The sequence below is a fragment of the Roseateles albus genome (assembly GCF_028595345.1).
In the GTDB taxonomy this organism is placed as follows: Bacteria; Pseudomonadota; Gammaproteobacteria; order Burkholderiales; family Burkholderiaceae_C; genus Paucibacter_A; species Paucibacter_A albus.
Genome location: NZ_JAQQXT010000012.1, coordinates 1 through 17,504, shown reverse-complemented (window position 1 = coordinate 17,504; position 17,504 = coordinate 1). Strand labels below are relative to the sequence as shown.

General features: G+C 56.9%; 18 protein-coding genes and 1 pseudogene. 12 read left to right on the top strand and 7 right to left on the bottom strand.

Annotated elements, in window-relative coordinates; translation table 11 throughout:
- Positions 1-4: 4 nt before the first annotated feature.
- The 4 genes from PRZ03_RS17850 to PRZ03_RS17835 all read right to left on the bottom strand — a co-directional run bounded on the left by PRZ03_RS17850 (position 5) and on the right by PRZ03_RS17835 (position 5,773).
- Positions 5-1,009 (bottom strand): ParB/RepB/Spo0J family partition protein, encoded by a 1,005-nt coding sequence (locus PRZ03_RS17850; protein WP_273601581.1) that lies wholly within the window; start codon positions 1,007-1,009, stop codon positions 5-7.
- Complete coding sequence (gene parA / locus PRZ03_RS17845; protein ID WP_273601741.1) at positions 1,006-1,695, bottom strand: ParA family partition ATPase; 690 nt, start codon at positions 1,693-1,695, stop codon at positions 1,006-1,008. Before parA ends, PRZ03_RS17850 begins: the two co-directional genes overlap by 4 nt.
- An 864-nt stretch (positions 1,696-2,559) precedes the next feature.
- Complete coding sequence (locus tag PRZ03_RS17840; RefSeq protein WP_273601579.1) at positions 2,560-2,712, bottom strand: hypothetical protein; 153 nt, start codon at positions 2,710-2,712, stop codon at positions 2,560-2,562.
- A 691-nt stretch (positions 2,713-3,403) separates the two neighbouring features.
- Positions 3,404-5,773, bottom strand: a complete 2,370-nt coding sequence (locus tag PRZ03_RS17835) for a phage integrase family protein (protein ID WP_273601578.1) — start codon at positions 5,771-5,773, stop codon at positions 3,404-3,406.
- Positions 5,774-6,174: 401 nt separating this feature from the next.
- Between PRZ03_RS17835 and PRZ03_RS17830 the strand changes: the two genes are divergently transcribed.
- The 6 genes from PRZ03_RS17830 (at position 6,175) to PRZ03_RS17805 (ending at position 9,784) form a co-directional block, all read left to right on the top strand.
- Positions 6,175-6,627, top strand: a complete 453-nt coding sequence (locus PRZ03_RS17830) for an antitoxin PaaA2 family protein (protein ID WP_273601577.1) — start codon at positions 6,175-6,177, stop codon at positions 6,625-6,627.
- Positions 6,627-6,905: a type II toxin-antitoxin system RelE/ParE family toxin gene (locus PRZ03_RS17825; protein WP_273601740.1), complete on the top strand. Its 279-nt coding sequence runs from the start codon at positions 6,627-6,629 to the stop codon at positions 6,903-6,905. Before PRZ03_RS17830 ends, PRZ03_RS17825 begins: the two co-directional genes overlap by 1 nt.
- Before the next feature lie 322 nt (positions 6,906-7,227).
- Entirely contained in the window at positions 7,228-7,710 is a 483-nt protein-coding gene (locus PRZ03_RS17820) for a helix-turn-helix transcriptional regulator (protein WP_273601576.1), read from the top strand.
- Complete coding sequence (locus tag PRZ03_RS17815) at positions 7,710-8,375, top strand: nucleotidyl transferase AbiEii/AbiGii toxin family protein (protein ID WP_273601575.1); 666 nt, start codon at positions 7,710-7,712, stop codon at positions 8,373-8,375. The genes PRZ03_RS17820 and PRZ03_RS17815 overlap by 1 nt, the downstream gene beginning before the upstream one ends.
- 219 nt (positions 8,376-8,594) lie before the next feature.
- Positions 8,595-9,413, top strand: a complete 819-nt coding sequence (locus PRZ03_RS17810; RefSeq protein WP_273601574.1) for a hypothetical protein — start codon at positions 8,595-8,597, stop codon at positions 9,411-9,413.
- Positions 9,414-9,463: 50 nt separating this feature from the next.
- Positions 9,464-9,784 (top strand): hypothetical protein, encoded by a 321-nt coding sequence (locus tag PRZ03_RS17805; protein ID WP_273601572.1) that lies wholly within the window; start codon positions 9,464-9,466, stop codon positions 9,782-9,784.
- Between the two features lie 961 nt (positions 9,785-10,745).
- On the opposite strand, the gene PRZ03_RS17800 is transcribed toward PRZ03_RS17805, so the two are convergent.
- A complete protein-coding gene (locus PRZ03_RS17800) occupies positions 10,746-11,603 on the bottom strand; it encodes an integron integrase (RefSeq protein WP_273601739.1) in 858 nt (285 codons plus the stop codon).
- A gap of 247 nt (positions 11,604-11,850) precedes the next feature.
- Here PRZ03_RS17800 and PRZ03_RS17795 point away from each other — a divergent pair, with 247 nt between their 5' ends.
- From PRZ03_RS17795 to PRZ03_RS17785, 3 genes are all read left to right on the top strand, one after another.
- Positions 11,851-13,047 (top strand): hypothetical protein, encoded by a 1,197-nt coding sequence (locus PRZ03_RS17795; protein WP_273601571.1) that lies wholly within the window; start codon positions 11,851-11,853, stop codon positions 13,045-13,047.
- Between the two features lie 5 nt (positions 13,048-13,052).
- Positions 13,053-13,550: a hypothetical protein gene (locus PRZ03_RS17790; protein ID WP_273601570.1), complete on the top strand. Its 498-nt coding sequence runs from the start codon at positions 13,053-13,055 to the stop codon at positions 13,548-13,550.
- Positions 13,551-14,789: 1,239 nt separating this feature from the next.
- The gene (locus PRZ03_RS17785; RefSeq protein ID WP_273601569.1) at positions 14,790-15,377 is read left to right on the top strand and encodes a nucleotidyltransferase family protein; all 588 of its coding nucleotides are present in this window, start codon (positions 14,790-14,792) and stop codon (positions 15,375-15,377) included.
- Between the two features lie 338 nt (positions 15,378-15,715).
- On the opposite strand, the pseudogene PRZ03_RS17780 reads toward PRZ03_RS17785, so the two are convergent.
- A pseudogene (locus tag PRZ03_RS17780) lies at positions 15,716-16,120 on the bottom strand (transposase); the annotation flags it as partial.
- A gap of 120 nt (positions 16,121-16,240) precedes the next feature.
- Here PRZ03_RS17780 and PRZ03_RS24125 point away from each other — a divergent pair.
- From PRZ03_RS24125 to PRZ03_RS17770, 3 genes are read left to right on the top strand one after another with little or no spacing between them, the layout of a single operon-like run.
- The gene (locus PRZ03_RS24125; RefSeq protein WP_409993974.1) at positions 16,241-16,495 is read left to right on the top strand and encodes a type II toxin-antitoxin system HicA family toxin; all 255 of its coding nucleotides are present in this window, start codon (positions 16,241-16,243) and stop codon (positions 16,493-16,495) included.
- Between the two features lie 8 nt (positions 16,496-16,503).
- Positions 16,504-16,950, top strand: coding sequence for a type II toxin-antitoxin system HicB family antitoxin (locus tag PRZ03_RS17775; protein ID WP_273601568.1), 447 nt, complete (start codon positions 16,504-16,506; stop codon positions 16,948-16,950).
- Positions 16,940-17,239 (top strand): hypothetical protein, encoded by a 300-nt coding sequence (locus PRZ03_RS17770; protein ID WP_273601567.1) that lies wholly within the window; start codon positions 16,940-16,942, stop codon positions 17,237-17,239. Before PRZ03_RS17775 ends, PRZ03_RS17770 begins: the two co-directional genes overlap by 11 nt.
- A 54-nt stretch (positions 17,240-17,293) precedes the next feature.
- Here the strand turns inward: PRZ03_RS17770 and PRZ03_RS17765 are convergent.
- The coding region (locus PRZ03_RS17765; protein WP_273601566.1) for an integrase core domain-containing protein at positions 17,294-17,504 on the bottom strand (211 nt) is incomplete at its 5' end.

Here is a 17,504-nt window from a genome sequence, read left to right as displayed (position 1 = left end):
GAGCTTACGAATCCACCAAGCCAAAGCGGGTTCGCAGCTCGGCCACCAAGGCCGCGCGCTCCTTTGGGTCGGCCATGACAACCTCAAGGGCTACCTTGCCCGAGTCCCATTCCTTGAGCGATCCGATCTGTTGGCCTGAACGTTGTATCTTGTACTGTCGCGAGGTCTCTTTGCGCTTGCGCTTATCGCCGGTCTCGAGCTTGGCCCGAATTGCGGCGACCTCGCGGGACGAAAGATCCTCGGCGACGATACGGTCAACCAAACTAACCAACTCCGGCTCGTTGAGCTTTTTAGCAGCCAACGTGAGTTCGTAGCCAGCAAAGACACCGAATTTTTCCGGGCGCTCGCGCATCTTGTCTAGCGCTGCAGACGGCAACCCAAGCAAGGCGAGCGTCTTGTTAACAGTCGATAGTGACACGCCAAGCAGTTCAGCGATCTGTCCTTCGCTCTGGACCAGTCCTTTGTTGATCAGCTTGCGCCAAGCAAAAGCATTGTCCAACGGGCTTTGGGCGTTGCGCTCTTCGTTGAGCAGCCAGCTCATGCGGTAGAGCTCAATGTCACCCTCGTGCGGGCGGATCACCAAGTCCATGACGTGGTGACCAGCGGCCACTAGCGCTTTTTTGCGGTAGTGGCCATCGATCAACAGGAATTCATTGGGAATCGTCGGATGGATGATTGCCGAAGCGGGCACCATTTGGCCGCGCGTTGCGATAGAGGCCGCCAACTCCTTGACCACGTCAGGATTGTAGATATGGCGTGCGTTAAGAGGGTTCTCGTGAACTTTGTCCAACGGCGCACTGATGATCAGGCGGTTGCCGGCTGGAGAACTTTCAGCGCTTAAAGTGCTTGTGGCGACCGGGTTTGGTATGGGTGGTGCCACCGCCACGGCAAAGCCCGAAGGACGCTCGGCCAGCACTGCGTCAGCGGCGGCAAAACGGGCGTTGACATCTTTCTTTTCTGCGGACAAGGTGGCGCGCATTGCGGACTTGCGGTCGACTTTTGCGCTCATTTTGGACCTCCAACAGTTTTGCGCAAAGGTAGTTTGAGGAGGCCTAAAACTTCGTCGGTCATGGCTTCAACTTCTTCGATCGCTGCAGTGGCGCGAGGAACCTGGTGCACGGTGGATCCCAGGATCTGTGCTTCACGGAAGGCTGCACGGGAGCCAAGAAATGATTTCATCAATGGGAAATCCTTGTCCTCCTCCAACAATTCCATGAGCTCCTTCGCCAGCGAGGTCGAGCGTTGCACCATGTTTGCAACCACGCGCGCCACCAAGTCTTCATTGTTGGCTTGAGCTGCCTCGGCGAGTTTCTTGGCCGACTCCGCTGCCCAAATGTCGGCGGGGCTCGGAACGACAGGGATCAGGGTCAAGTCGGAGACCAACATTGCCGAGGTTGGTGCTGCCGAGCTCATGGCAGGTGGGCAATCGATAAAGATTGCGTCAAATTTTTCAATGTGGTTCCTGACTTCCCTATGCATCTTGCCCTCCATCGGGGCAAGGCTCATTACCGATGCAGGAAAAGGGCGTTCCTCCGGGGCTGCGCTCGACCAGCGGCTTGCCGTGCCTTGTGGATCCATGTCAACAACCAAGGTGGTGTATCCACGCAACCCAAAAGAGCCGGCCAAACTCATGGCGATTGTGGTCTTGCCACACCCCCCCTTTTGGTTGAAAACCGTGATCACTTTTGCCGTCATCGCGCCTACTCCTAGTTGAATCGCCACTTTCAGCGCTGAAAGTCGACGACGAGATACCTGTTTTGATTTATACATTCTAATCACAAAGCTAAATTTAATTTATAAAAGTAGCAGTTGTTTTTTTATTGGAAACACCTGACTTTCAGCGCTGAAAGTCGTTCGATGCGCCCGCAGCGTAGGGACTCCAATCGAAAGTTTCGTCAAAAATACCTATGGTTGTTTTGCAAAATTCAACGCGGCCGTGCGGTCAGACGCTTTTGGCTATTCGCAGCCTTAAGTCGTTCTAACTCGATTGCTGCTTCCTGCCCCCCAATGGGTACCTCGGTCACTACAGCTAGGCGAGTGCAAGTGGATTGGTATCTGAAAGTTTGGACAGGTGTAGCAGACTTGTAGTTTCTCGATGTTGACGACCGATCGACTCATGCGACGCTAGGCGCGGGCACATGGCCATTTGCCTGTGCTGTGCCTGAGTGGGCTGCAGCAGTTGCCGGCAGGCGCACTGAAGAGCCACACAAATGAATCTTTAGCGACTGCTGAGCGAATACATCAATGTTGCCGGAATTGCCGCAGAAATTACCTCGAACCTTTCCCTGGGTGGTGCTCGCTCCAAAAGCAGTTGATTGAACTCAACTTCCCGGGCTTTTGGGGTTCAATGACGTATCTTCTGCAATCAGATCCCGCTGCGCTTGCACGTGCAGTGTCGCCCTAGCTTTGTCGTACAGGCCGGGCTTCCGGGCGAGACCTCTGTCCACTTCATAACGGCTATGCCTGGGCGTTGACGTTTGAAACAATGGGCATTGCGAGGGTTTTTGAGCGAGCGCCAGTGGCATAGCTTCTCAGGACGAATCTGTTGATGGCACCTTCTCAAGAAATCAGGAACGGACTGCGCACGCATTCAGTGTCGGCGCCAACATTTGGACTCGCCTGAGCAAAAACTTTCCGATGCGGGTCATAGGCGGTTTTTTGTGCGGTATAGCTAGCTAGGTTCAGTTGCGGCTTCAGCCGGCGGCGGTCCATGAACGGCTCCTTGATTCCCGGCAGGATCCAATCTGGCGTACATAGCCGGGACTGTAATTTGTCGAAATTTGTACTCTGCATGATCCTTCAGTCACAAAGGACGGAAAGATCCGGATCATTCCAAGAGCGTAAACGGCCGCAGCCCTTTGGGAGCACGCATCCTTGCAGTGACTGTTTCGTGGCAGCCGAATAGCAGTGATTGGCTGCTGTGTCCCAGTTGGTGCAAAGCATCGACCTATGTACAACTTTCAGCGCTGAAAGTGGACCGGAGTCAAGCACGACAACATCAAACTATGGACTCCCGTTGCGTCAATAGATAAGAATTTTTCTAACGAACGGCAGTCAAGCTTGAAGGATGGAGCAAAGGAATTTGAGCATGCACGATGTATGCGAGCAGTCGGGTAACGGCATCTGGCAGTCGCGCAGTAAGAAGCCCTCATGCCCTCTCAGTAGGAAATTAGTCACTGCGAACCGAGCGAATCAAAAAAGGTATTTTTTATTTTTTTATGTACTAACCATATTTAACCAACTGGGTTATCCACATTTTCTGTGGGTAACTTGCATTCAAGTGCCCGCCGAATAACTTTGGATCTAGCTCTGGCGCGGGCTACAGACAGGGTGCTGAATAATGCAGCTAAAGCCGCTGAACCAGGGGCAGAGAAGAAATTGACCCACTCTGACTGTGTTCTGCCTAGCCCCGCCGCCTCATCTTGCTCATCTCACTGACCACCAAACGCCTCTCGGTGCGCAAATAGATCGACGTGGTCTGCAAACTGGAATGGCCCATTGCCGCCATCAATGCTGCCGGCATCACGTTGTCAGCCGCTGCACTGTTAGCAAAAAAGTGACGCAGCCAATGCGTCGACGCCCGCCCCAAGGCCTCGTGATCGATCTCTTTACCGGCGGCTTCAGCTAGCTCACAGCAAGTACCCAAAAACCGCTTGAGGGACTGATAAAGCGCTGTTGGATCCAGTGAGCCGTAGCGGTCAGCGTTGCCCCCTGCGCTGCGATCCATCATGGCGACGCCATTGGCGTCCAACGCCCATTTCGGCGGGGCCTTGCGTAGAGCGCCGATCAGCGGCAACAGAGTTGGGTCCGAAGCGACTTCACCGCTCGCATCTGCCCGGCCGTCGTTAGAGGGGGCAGGGAAGGGCAGGGGGAGTGGGCTCTGGCAATCGCGTAGATTGCTTTCAAGTCGCGCATCAGGATTCAACAAGTCCCGTACTCTAGGATTCTTCGCATCAAAGTCGGTGCCGGCCGTGGCCATGTCATGGTGGTGCTGGTCAATCAAGGCCTTGATGTCGTCGTAGACCAGGACCTCACGTGGCTTGAAGCCCTTGCCAACAACTTTCAAAATCCAGACCGCTTGGCCATCGACTACCTCGCGCTTGAGTGCCCCGCGCCTGGTGGTCACCAGCTCGATCAATCGCAGACCGGTGGTGGCTCCGAGTTCCAGAATCAAGCGAGTCCTGCGTAGTCCTGCCGCTCGCAAGAAGGATTTGTCCGCCGTGGATTCAGCCCTGGCACCCGGGCCGCATTTGTCGTACAAGGACTGCCAGCAGTGCATTACCCATGACCACTGCGCATCATCAAACGTGCGGTCAATATTGAGCCCAAAGTGCTGCAACTTCATCGCCGGCAGCACCCCAGCCGCCGCATTCGCCCGTATGTATCCCGCCGAAATCAGTCCCGACAGCAACGCCGATATCACGCTGAAATTCAACTTCTGACTGCTCTGACTCAGCGCCCCCTTGAACGGCCGCCACTCCGCCATCTCGCGTCCCGCGCGCTGCGTCTGCACCCAATCCGCAGGCGGTTTAGACAGGAAGCGCCGGTACTCATGAAAATCATCCTCCACCAGCGAAGACAACGCCTTCTTCTGCACCCACAGGCACCACAGATAGAAGCGTTCGACGATGCGCCCATAGGAGGCGCTGGTGCGAGGCGATTCCTGGTGGCGCCGCAGCCAGGCAAAGATGGCCTCAAGGTCGGTGTTCACCCCGAGCGTGTTGTCACCGGGAATCCTGAAAAGCCCGTGGCGTCCGTCGATCTCTGGCGGCACGGCCAGTCGGTCCAGCGGCACGATGCCAAATCGCTTTTGACTGGCGGGATCCAGGCGGGCGAGGGTGCTTGCGCGCGCCAGGGTCAGCTGCATCAGGGGCTTGCAAGCGACTTCCTTGAGCGGGAGCTGCAACTCTTCGGCCAGCGGCTTCAACCAGGCGAGGATGCGATCGCCGCGGGCTTGGCCCAGGCGGGGCACCTGGGTCCACCAGCGGTGGTGGTGCAAATTGATGAAGCCGATCAGCTGCTGCAAGGTGAGGGCGCCGACCTGGTTGAGGCGCCTGGTGAGATCGGCCGACAGCCAGCTGCTCAGGGGGTCGCTCAGGGCGGGGCCTCGGGCGAGGGTGGAGGCCAGTGCGTTGAGTGAGGCGAGCTGCTCCTGAAGAGCGGGTAGGGCAGGGTAGGCAAGGGTAGGGCGCTCCAACTCGGCCAAGGCCCGGCTGGCGGATTGAGGCGGCGCGGGCTGGTCTAGCCCGAAGGCGGCCTCGTAGTCTGTGAGCCAGTCGGCTTGGGTTTGGTAGTCCCAGTCGATGCCGAGTTCGGCGCATCGCTGGTTGACCCATTCGTCAAGGTTTGGGATGACGGGGATGGCCTGGGCAACTTGGATAGCGGGGCCAGGTGTCGTGGTTGCCTCAAGCTCGACCGTTGAGAATCTGGCCAAGGCCCGCTGTGCTTGTGCGCCGAGACCACGGTCGCTGGCGGCCTGATGGATGAGGGTTTGCAATTTCCCCAGCCTCGCGGCGAAGTGGCGCTCGTCGTCCGGGCCCCCTTCGAAGGCCAGGTAGTTTTGCCAGGCCCGGCGCAATGGCACGCCCTCGATGGCTGCTCTCACGAAAGTGAAGTGATGCCTGCGCAGTTGCTCGGCGGCGACCTTGGCCTGCTTTCCAGGCGGGCGGCCGCGGCGGGGTTTTGAAGGCGTGGCTTCTGGGGCGGCTACGGTGCCCTGACTGCTTGCTGAGGGCGCGCCGCCGTCTTCTCTGTCTGCAAGGGTGTTGTTCATGGCAGCAGGCTCTTGGCCGTTGGTCGGCGTTCATGCCGGTGAGGAGGGGCAGGGCGGTTGGGCTTCAGGCCGGGCTTGGGGGCTTGCGGCCCACGTCCTAAGTGCTTGTCAGACCTTGGTTTCTTGCTTGTTTTCGCCTTGCATGATTTGGGGTGTTGGGCTTTATCGTGATTTTAACTGTACATGAATTAGAGGAATAATCCATGTGCTGTTTTGAGTGAAAAATTTTTTTACCCCTCAAGACCGCTCGTCGTTCACACAACAGAAGTTGTACTCAAGCTGCAAGAGAAGTTGTGTTCTTTGCGCGCCTTGCTTCAACCGCCTTCAAGCTGTAAATTTTCTAGCATTTTCTTAGCAAGTGAGAGACACTATTCAAACTAATAGACCGCACCACTGACTTTATGAGCACCATCGATCACCACACCCTGCAGCGCCTCGTGAGCGCCGGCGCCTCAGTTGGTGCCGAAGTCAACGGATGTGCCGGAGGCTGGGAGGTCGTTATCAATTACGGTTCTGCCAAACAGCCGCTCGTGGCCACGCGAGGTAAACCGCGCAAGTTCCGCAACTTCACAACGCTGGCTACCTACCTGCGTACCTTGAGCATCACCGAGTTCAAAGTCAACTCAGCCGAGTTCGACCCCGAAGCTAAAGACGACAAAGATCCGCGCCGCTTGGTCGCAGCCGAGCGGCTAAAGGCTGCCCATGCGGCGGCAGACTACGACAAGTGGTTTCGCGCCCAGGTCCAGGCCAGCATCGACGATCCGCGACCCAACATCAGCGCCGAGGATGCCCGCAAGCAAATGTCAAACCAACGTGAAGAGTTGCTCAAGCGCATCAAGACGAGTTCGCATTGATGCGGCTCGAATGGCGGCCTATGGCGCTGGAGGATCGGGCGGCCATCATGACCTATATCGGCCACGACAACCCGGCTGCGGCGCTCCAACTTGATGAGGATTTCGAGGATCAAGCCGAGAAGGCCCGGCAGTCACCGAAGCTCTACAAGGCCGGGCGGATGAAGGGCACTCACGAGATGGTTGTGCGTCCATCCTACGTGATGGTCTACCAAGTCGAGGCCGAAGCCGTCGTCATCGTGCGCGTGCTGCATGCTGCCCAAAAGTGGCCACCCACCTGAGACAGGCTCTAGTTACAACTTCTCTTGCGTGAGCGGGCCGGCTTGCACAACTCAATTTGATACTTTCGGCTGACGCGCAGAGCAGACTCGCTCAGTTGCGCCATCAGTCAAGCTCAATAAGCTCGGCTCTTGCCGGTGCCCGCTCCATCACACGGGAGTTTATGCACCCAAATTCGACTTCTCGTGCGTCAAACTACCATTGAGCTCGCTGCGTGGCCTTTGTCATGCCCTTGCTGGAACCCAGCCAACAAGCGCAAAGCCCGCACGTCAAAATTTGTACAGCATATTTGACATTTTTTGAAAATATGGCCTAATCAAGCGCATGAACCTCGCGGAAATTGGCCATCTCCTGCACGCGCGTCGAACCGCCCTGGGACTTTCGCAAGCCCGCTTGGCTGCGATGAGCGGTCTGTCGCGCGCCACCATCATCCAGCTTGAAACCGGCTCACTCGTGGACCTGGGTGCGGCCAAACTGATTGCACTCTTGGACCTCGTGGGTATCTGCTTGGATGCCGGTACACGCAAGGGTCAGGCAAATGCACTGCAGTCGGTCAGCCAGACGGCCAGCGTGAGTTACAAGTCCGTGCTGGATCCCGATGCTTTTGCCGCAGCATTGGTGGACGGCGCATTGCCCGATCACCTCACAGCCCAGGTTGCTACCTTGTTGGATGAAGCCCCCCTGTCGCTGATCGTGTCAGCCGTTGAGGAGGTTGCTGCCAACTCCAACTCGGCGCCCAAACAGCTTTGGAAACATCTCATTGCCTGGGCTCATGCGCTGCATTCGCCCAGAGGGGTGTGGGTCTGATGCGCACGGTTCTGAGCACGCCTGGCGATCTGCCAGGCGGGGTGTGGCAGATATTGTTACAGCAGGCCTATGCGCTGGTGGATGAAATCGCAGCCCATGGCATCAACGATCCGTTCTGGACATTTGGTGGCGGCACGGTCTTGATGCTGCGCTACCGGCACCGCCTAAGCAAGGACATTGACATTTTTGTGCCCGACCCCCAGTACCTGGGCTTTGTTTCTCCGCGCCTGAGTGACGTGGCTGAAGGCGTCACCGACAAGTATGTGGAAGGGCCAGGCTACATCAAGCTTTTGCGTGCAGAAGGGGAGATCGATTTTGTCGCATCGCCCAATCTGACCAGCGCGCCCTATGAGATGTGGGAGCTGCTCGGCCGCGAGATCAAGGTCGAAACTTCTGCGGAGATCGTGGCCAAAAAGCTCTGGCACCGAGGCGACCGGGCCACCGCGCGAGACCTCTTTGACCTGGCGCTCGTCATTGCACGAGAGCCTCAGGCGCTAGCAACGGCGCGTCCCTATTTGTTACGGCACCGGGAAGCGTTCTTGCAACAAGTGGATCAGCGCAAGCCAGTCTTGAAAGCACAATTCGAGGCTATTGATGTACTGGATTACCAGCCCAGCTATGAGCAGGCGGCTGAGTCAGCGCTAGAGTTCTTGATGTCCTTGTGACATTGTGAAGCTCGGCAGATCAGGCGCCGAAGTGGCCGCCCAAATTTTTATTGCAAACCCCCATCGATGAATGCACCTAAACCGCCCGCACATTCTGGTGCGGCACTCGATGAAGAAGTCCAAGATGTCCTGGCGCGGTATCGCTGCCCAACACCATTGCACGCCTTGCGAACGCTGATGCTGGGTCACATCGCCAGCCCTGGCCTGGAGGTCTCGCCCATGGCGCCTTTGATGCAAGCTTGGGGAGGTGAATTGCCTGTGTTCGGCTCTGCGGAAGAGATGGATGAAGTGATGAACGTGCTGATGTACGGTTTGTGGAATCGGCTCTCTGAGCATCAGAGCTCCCGCAAGCCGTTCAAGCTGACACGCTTCGAAGTGACCGCCTCACGACAAGCCCTGCATGGCTTGGCAGAAATGCGGGCCCAGGAACTCAAGGCTTTCGTGGATGGCCTTCTTGGACCCGACGATGAGATGGTGCTGCCGCAAAAGGCACACGATGCCGTGGTGGCATTGGCTCAGTTGTACGAGATGTTCGTCGGCGCAACCGAACTGCTGGCAGACTCGGCGCAGCCAGCGCCTGATCAAGAGCTCAAGGCCTTGCTGCAGAACTTTCAGCGGATGACCATACTTGCCGATGAGCAGATCAACAAGGCGGTGCAATCCTGCAAACGCGCAAGGCTGTCTAGCGGCCAACACGCGGAGAAGATGGCAGCGACGATGTCCAAAAAGGTTGCTTCTGCGGCGGCACCCTTCGACGATATGCCGGGTACAAGCGAAGGCGACGCGGAATCAGAACCCGACTTCACGAACTCGCCGCTCAGTCAGACCGTTACTCGAAACGGTGTGACGGTGGATGTAGAGATTTACGGCGATGGGCATGGGGGGTGGATCCTAGAGATCGTTGACGCAGAAAATGCCTCCCATGTCTGGGATGAGCCTTTTGAGACGGAGCAACAAGCTTTGACCGAGGCGTTTCGTGCACTGGACGCGGAACCGCTCGAGTTCCTGGGTCGCGCCGCAGATCAGCCCTTGAATTGAGCTTATCGGCGCCGACCGCTTACTACATTTCACGATTTCAGGAGCCATCCTTGCCCATCAACATTGATCAGCTGAGTGAGCCCGAACTGGTCGATCTCAACCACCGCATCGTGGCGCGACTGAAATTCCTTCAGCACGTGCGCGCGCACTCCGCCATGCTTGAATTCAACCTCGGCCAACGCGTGGCTTTCGAACCCCCTGGCCACCCTGTCCTCTTCGGCGTGATCACCAAATACAACCGAAAATCCGTCACCGTTATCACCGAAGGCGGGCAAAGCTGGACCGTCGCACCCAGCCTATTGCGCAGGATAAAACCGGTGGACCAGGACGCGCAGTCGACCTCGAACGTGAGCAAGCTGTCCGGGCCTTAGTGTTTGCGTGATCTCGAACTTGCTGCCGGCTTCGGGGGTCAACCGGGCCATCGCAGCGACAACTAAGTCAGCCACTCCTGGGGTGACAATCGGCACGTCGCTCAAGCTTGTTGCTCAGACAGCCTTCGTGTAGGTCCAAATCCACCGACCAGGTGGTAGTAAATTTACTCATGGCTCGGCATCTTGCGAATTTGCAATGCCCCGTGAGACGATCTTCCGAATGCCCTGGCGGAGCTTTGACGGCACCGTACTTCTGGTCCCCCTGCGCAAGAGACCGGCCCGTTTGAGTTCGCAAATTCGTTTTGTCTAGCCCGCAAAGAGAATGACTCATGATCGCTCTACTTGCAATTGTCGAGGTCCCGCCTGACGAGCGCGTTCGGTGCCAGGCGGTCGGATGCAATCATCCAGTTTTTAAACGCATACACGTCGTTCGGGAGAACGCCGCCATTCACTTGTATGGCTCAGCTTGTTTCAAGCAACTCTTCCATGGCCAAGCAATCGCCGCTTCAACACCTCACTACACCTCATCGGATGGGCGTCACCTGTCGGACGAAGAGCGCCAACTTTTGCTTGAGAATACTGAGCGGCTCATTCAGCAGTTTGAAGAGGAATATCAAGCCAAGCTCGCTCACACTGCCCCCTTGCACCCAGTGCCACCACCGCCACCACCGCTACGAGGGCAAGCCATTCAACCAGTCCCCTCGACAGAGCTCAGGCGAAGACCAAGCTCGGCTGAACGCGCTGTGGCTGAGTTACAGGCAAAAGCGCTGTTGAGGGAGAAATTTTGCGTTGATCCCGACTTGCCCGGGTGGCGTGGGTTGGTGCTGGTTGAAACTGAGCGAATTCTCCAAAAAAATACCGCCTAACCGAGCCAAATGCATCTAACCTCTTGGCAGTTCCATAGGGTTGAGCTTACTCTGCTTATTGACGTCAACCACTCCGCCCCGCCACGGGTGCGTTCTCATAGCTGATCCAGCGGGCTGCGCACGGCTCCGCCGCCCATGTGCAAGACATGGGTGTAGATCATGGTCGTAGACACGTCAGCATGGCCCAGCAGCTCCTGCACGGTGCGGATATCGCTGCCGTTTTGCAGCAGATGGGTGGCGAAACAATGCCTGAGCGTGTGAGGCGTGGCCGGCTTGGAGATCCCCACGGCCGTCACCGCTCGTTTGAAGGCTCGCTGAAATGTTTCCTCATAGAGGTGATGCCGGCGGATCACGCCACTGCGTGGGTCGGTCGAGAGGTGATCTTGCGGGAACACCCAAAACCAGCCCCAGCTGAGCGCCGCTCGGGGGTACTTGCGTTCCAAGGCGTAGGGCACCTCCACGCCGGCGCGCCCGGTCTCGACATCGGTCCACCAAACCTGCCGGCCACAGCCCAGTTGCCCGCGCAAGTCCATCAGCAGTGATGCAGGCAGCATGACGACGCGGTCCTTGCCGCCCTTGCCCTGGCGCACGTAAATTGCGCGCTGAGCAAAGTCGATGTCCTTCACGCGCAGGCCTACGGCCTCAGAGATGCGCAAACCGGTGCCATACAGCAGTCGCGCCAGCAATCGGTGGACGCCGACCGACGGCGCCAAACAGCGGTCGGCGGCCAGGTAAGTCAAAAAAGCCTCGACCTCAGGGCCACCCATCGTCGAGGGGTGCCTCAAGCCATGAAAGCGAATGAAGGCTCGGCACCAATACTTGTAGGCCTGCTCGGTGCTGGGGCTGTAGTGCAGCATCCGAATGCGTTCGCGGAGTTGGTCGAGCAACCGAGTCGACTGGAATTGCGGCAAAGGCTCAAAAGAAACCTGCCGCTGCCGCAACTGAGCCGGCATAACGCCTGTAATTGATGGCAACATACGCACCTGCCTTGGTCCTGGTTGTGCCGCGCGACCACCAGGGAGTTTGTAACAGGCGCGGCTTTTGTGCCTTAATTTAATACTGTATGGATAACCAGTCAAGCCCTGATATAACTGCCTGGTATCAACGACTTGCGGTCTTTTGTGGCGAGACTGTTATTGCGCGGGTTTCGGCGTTATTCCGCACGACCCTGCGGTATACAACACGTTAGGGCTCGAAGACATGTCAAGCGCGATTGAACCTGCGGTCAAAGACAAGGAGTCGACCGGTGTAGCTCATCGCGATGCTGCGACACCCGTCGCCTTGTTCAAAGAGCTAGGTCCGACCGCCTACGCGCTCTTGGCAGCGTCCCTGTATGTTTGCGGCTTTCTCGTTCTCAATGCGAACCTAGCGAAGCATGGGATCGTCGACTTCGAGTTTGTCGACGCACGCTACATTCTTGCTGGATCAAGCTTCGCATTCTTTCTGGTTTGCTTCTACCTATTCGCAGGAAGAGCGGTCCTCCATACGCCGAAGTGGCTGCAGGAGGAGATCGATCACTATCAGAAACTAGGCTTGAAGCCAAAGTGGAACGTTGTCGTTTTCGCGAACTCGCTCGTCTTCGCGACATTCGCTTGCTGCCTCTCAGCGGGTCTATTTAGCCTTACAGCCTTTGGTGACGTTGAGACCGCATTCTTCTATGCCGTACTCGCTGGAGCCTTCTTCGTTCTCTACACGCTCGATGTTACCAACCTCGATCTTCGCATTCCACGAACGCATCTCGTAATCTCACTAGTCGTAAGGCTTGCCGCAACTATTGCGTTCTTCGCCAATCCAGAGTCGGGCATGCTGGTCACAGTTTTTATGCTCTACCTGGCGATGTTCTTCTTCGTCAATCTCGCCCTTGATTCGATCAAGCGCCACGGCGCAACACCTGACCGTCTCTCGTACTCGGCAATCTACGCACTAGTCCTACTGCTCACGGTTGCAGTCGCCTTCGGGGCTACTGTCTTTGGCAGCGTCAGCACCAAGATTGGTGGAGCTCGTCCTCAAACCATCGTAGCCGCACTTTCAGAAGACGCAGCCAAGTCCATTCCGACCGAGGTTCTGTCAGGTGCGCCCCACTTGGTGACCGGAAAGTTGATTCACCAGACCGATCGATTTTCCTACGTCGAGGTGTCACAGAAGACGATACGTCTGCGCTCGCCCGACATAGTCGCACTTGTCGTAACCCCGGAGAGGCCACAATCGTTCTGGTCGAACTACATTCGTAGTGCGGCATCCGCACCAAGTACGTCATCGTCGGGCGCATCTAGCCCTAACCCTTCGCTCGAGCGGACCGCCACCGGCAACCCACTTGGCCCGCTATCCGGTGCGGTGAATCATCCGTCTAGCGGGCCAAGCGGCTTGCCGGCGTCGGCCCCTCAGCTCAAACGTTAGGCACCATGAATAGACGGATCTTCATCGTTGCATTGGGAGCAGCCCTGGCCAGCCCAGGCGCGATGTGCGGGGAGTCGGTCTACCTCGAATCAATTCAATGTGTCGGTGGCCGGTACGGACTTGTCTTGCCCAACGACCTAAGACGGCTGAAGTCTCTTAGCAAACTACTCCGCGAGAGCGTCTCGGAAGTCGAGCAGTGGGACGGCTACACCGCTACACGCAAGACACTTTTCTTTGATGGGCTTGAACTTGGGATCGCTGAGTTCTCGAATGATCCTGCGCGCGTGATGGTCACACACGCGGAAGTTTCAAAGCCAAGTTGGAATCGCCTTAGTCCCTTCAAGCTAGGGCGGCCTGCCGCTGAAGCGCAGGCGCTCATAGGTGAAAGCGCCAAAGGCGATGATGAGCTTAAGAACTCGTATGGCAGCGACAGCGACACCGTGGATTTTCAAGCCGTTTCAGGAGTTGTAATCCGTGTCTCATACAGTTGCTACTCGGGATAAGGGCGGCCTGGTGCCTAACCGGTCGCTCGAGTGGACCTCCGCCAGCTGGCCGCGCTATGCTGCCTGTATATTTTCAGCTCCGCGCGGCCAGCTGGCTGCGGCCGCTCAGCTTAAACGTTAGGCAGCAATACCGTGCGACGATCCTTCGCAGTCATCTTTGCCGCTTTGTCGCTGTGTGCGGCCGCGACGGCGGCAACTGACATCGTCGCTGATTTGAAGTCCCGCCTAGCAAACGATGGACTGGAGGCGGTCAACGCATACCTTAGCGGCCACTGGGAGTCCGCGATGGCCCCGCTAAGTCGAAAGGTTGAGCGGTGCGATATACAGGCAATGCAGTTGGCTCTTGAGTTGCACCGCGGCACCAACGCTGAGACGGCTCAAGCACTCGGAGAATCGCTATCTCTCGCTGTGTCACGATGCCCGGCCAAGCTACTGCCTCTCATTCCATCTTCGGAAGTGCAGCAGTTTTGCAACGTAGGCGGCGCCGTTCCCGAGAGTCGGCTCAAGCGTGAAATTGACCGTCGTGTTCATCGCATAAGCCTCAATGCGCCACTAAGTCGGTCCCAGAATGGGCTTGCTTGCATTACGGCGTACAACGAGGAAGCAAGACGTGCCGCACTCGGACCTTGGCAAACCGACAGCTTCAATGGCAGACCGACAAAATAGTCCCGTGCTGCCTAACCTGTCGCTCGAGTGGACCTCCGCCAGCTGGCCGCGCTATGCTGGCTCTGTATTTTCAGCTCCGCGCGGCCAGCTGGCTGCGGCCCCTCAGCTCGAACGTTAGATGCCACCAATACCCAAAACCACCATCGGGCGAGCACTTGCGCTGTTCTGGCTGCTCATGTGCGTCAGTCTGCTGGTATTCGGATACGTACAGCGCGATATCCACGATATGCCTGTGGCATTCACCTGGCTACTAATCGGACTGGCCTTCCCCGTTGGCTTGCCGGTTGCGGCGATTGTTGGAATGATCACATCTAGTCTTTCTGAAAAGCTTGGGCTCCCGTATTCGCCATTTCTAGATTTGCTTCCGTCTTGGGTAGCCGTGGTGTCAATCGGCTACTTCCAATGGTTCGTTTTCGTGCCGAGCATTTGTCGGTGGTTGCTGCGGAGAAAGCGTGGCATCTAACGAGTCGCTCGAGTGGACCTCCGCCAGCTGGCCGCGATGCGCTGCCTGTATATTTTCAGCTCCGCGCGGCCAGCTGGCTCCGGCCACTCAGCTTCAACGTTAGACCTCAGATGCAATTCGAGACGGAATGCGAGTGCAACGATCGCCTGATTTCCCTCGTGCGCGAGTCGCAGTGGATGATGGACGCGCTGATCGCCGTGCGCAGCTTGGGCCTCGTCTCATGGTGCATCGGTGCTGGTGCTGTCCGGAACCTCGTATGGGATGCTATTCACGAAAAACTTGAGCCGTCTGAGTTGGCAGACGTTGACGTTGCCTACTTTGATGCCGAATGCCTTGTGTCGGCGCAAGACAAAGATTTGCAGGCCAAACTGTCAGCAGCTCTACCCGGCGTTCCGTGGGAAGTCACGAATCAGGCTGCGGTTCATCTCTGGTTTGAGCAACACTTTGGACATCCTGTTCCGCCACTAAATTCGCTCATGGACGCTGTAGCTTCCTGGCCAGAATACGCAACTTCGGTGGGTATTCGATTGGAACTGGACGAGTCCATTACCGTCATTGCGCCACATGGGCTTGAAGATCTCTTCGCTTGTGTTGTGCGGCGTAATCCGGTTCGGGTCAGCGTCAATACATATCGCCAGCGGGTGGAACAAAAGCGTTACTCTGCTCGCTGGCCGAGAGTGCAGGTCGTGCCATGTTGAGCCAGAGGTCTAACCGGTCTACAAGGACTTCCTAGCATTTCAAGCTCCAATAGCAAGACCTGACCCTTCGGGGTCTTTTTCATTTCTAGACCATTGTTCTGAGCAGCAGCAACGCAACGAGGAACAGACTGAACATCTACAAACGGGCTTGGTGCGGACAGTGCCGCTGCCCCAGATACGAACCGCTCAGCAGGACCCCATTCGTTCGGCGTTGTTGGCTCAGCGTGCCGAGCTTGCAACGGACGGGTTATCGGGCTCACCTGCTGCCGGTCTGACCTGTGCTTTGCCTCTACGAATGTGGGTCTGCGATGTGAACTGGATTCAATGAATGACTGTGCTCAAGCTGGCTGCGGCTCCTTGAGCGCCGGCAGCTTGCATTGAGGAATTGGCGGCACATGATCGGGATCAAAGTCGATCTCCCGCGTCAGCACCGCTCAAAGAATGCGGGCGTTCTTGTTGGCCAGTGCCACCAAGGCCTTCTGCCACCCGACTCGGTCTCGCAGCTGCAACAGCCACTGTGAGATGCGGTCACTGCGCTTGGTGGCCGCCAGCAGCGCGGATTTGGCGCCCTGGATCAGCAGGGTTCGCAAATAGTTATCGCCGCGCTTGGTGATGCGACCCAGCCGGTTCTTGCCGCCGCTGGAGTTCTGGCTCGGCACCAGCCCCACCCAGGCGCTGAACTGGCGGGCGCTCTTGAACTGGCGCATATCGCCAACGGCCGCTACCAGGGCCGACGCGGTGAGTCGTTGGGCGTCGCAATGCAGCGCGGGCTACAGGCGTCCGTACTTGGGGAAGCGAGAAGAAAAAGCCAATTTTGTAACCATTTTGTAGTTACACTACTGTTCCTGATGACCTAGACTCGCATGTCAAAACACCAGAAGGCCCTACACAGGCTATGCGCCAATCCTCCTGCCTCAGACATTAAGTGGCAGGAACTCAAAGGAGTGCTTGAGCACTTAGGGTACGACATGCTCAAGGGCAGTGGCTCCCGCCGAAAGTTTTTCCATGCAGGGAAGAAAGCCTTGATCATTTGTCATCAGCCTCACCCTTCTCCGACGGTCGATAAGGGTTGCATATCAGACGTGATTGAGCATCTCACGGTCTACGGATTTATCTAGGAACCAAAGTGGATATCCTTAAGTACAAAGACTACGAAGGTACGGCAGAGTTGGACATGACTCGGAATACATGCCGGGGCAAGGTCTTGTTTATTGATGATCTTGTTACTTACGAGTCATCCTCCCCTGCCAATCTTCAGAAGGAATTCGAGGAGGCAGTTGACGATTACTTGGATACGTGCGCTCAACTCGAAAAGGAGGCGCAGCGCCCCTTCCGTGGGCAATTCAATGTACGAGTGTCACCAACTCTTCATAGAGCAGCCGCAATACGAGCTGCTGCTGACGCGGTGTCGTTGAATGACGTAGTCGTCCGCGCCTTAGATGCATTTCTCAACTGCCGTGCCGACGTCAATCACAACATTCGCGTAACGCTGGAATCGTCGGAAGGCTCGCTTAGTACGCTTACAGCCGTTGCGAATGAGAATCCTAAGTGGGGAGTAGCTCATGTCCACTGACAGCAAAGTGTTAGGGCTGCAAACACCTCCGGTTGCTGCTCCTTTATCACTAAGGGATCTTGCAATCCTTCTGGTTAAGCATTACGACCTGAACGACGGAATGTATGACCTAATGGTTGGCTATCACGTTGGAACGGGAGGCGTGGGCCCAACAAAGGAGCAGGCTGTTCCTGGTGTGATGATCGGGGTATCAGAGGTCGGTCTCGTTCCAAGCTCGAACGTTGGCCCAAACACTGTAGACGCTTCAGAAGTTAATCCTAAGAAGAAGCCCCGCAAAAAAACCGACTGATGACCTGCCCCCTTTCTCCGTATCAATGATTCGGCAGGGGTCCTGGGTTGAAGGTTAATGGATTTCTGTGGGGATCAGATGTCGCGCAGCGTCTCCAGTACTTCGGCGATGCTGCTCAGCGAACTGAGCGGGTGGCATTCGACCAATGCTGCTGTGCGGTCTGACCTCGTTGTAGTCACGCCGCCAAGCGGCAATCTCAGTCCTGGCTTGAGGCAAGGTTTGGAACCAGTGTTCGTTCAAGCACTCGTCCCTGAACTTGCCGTTG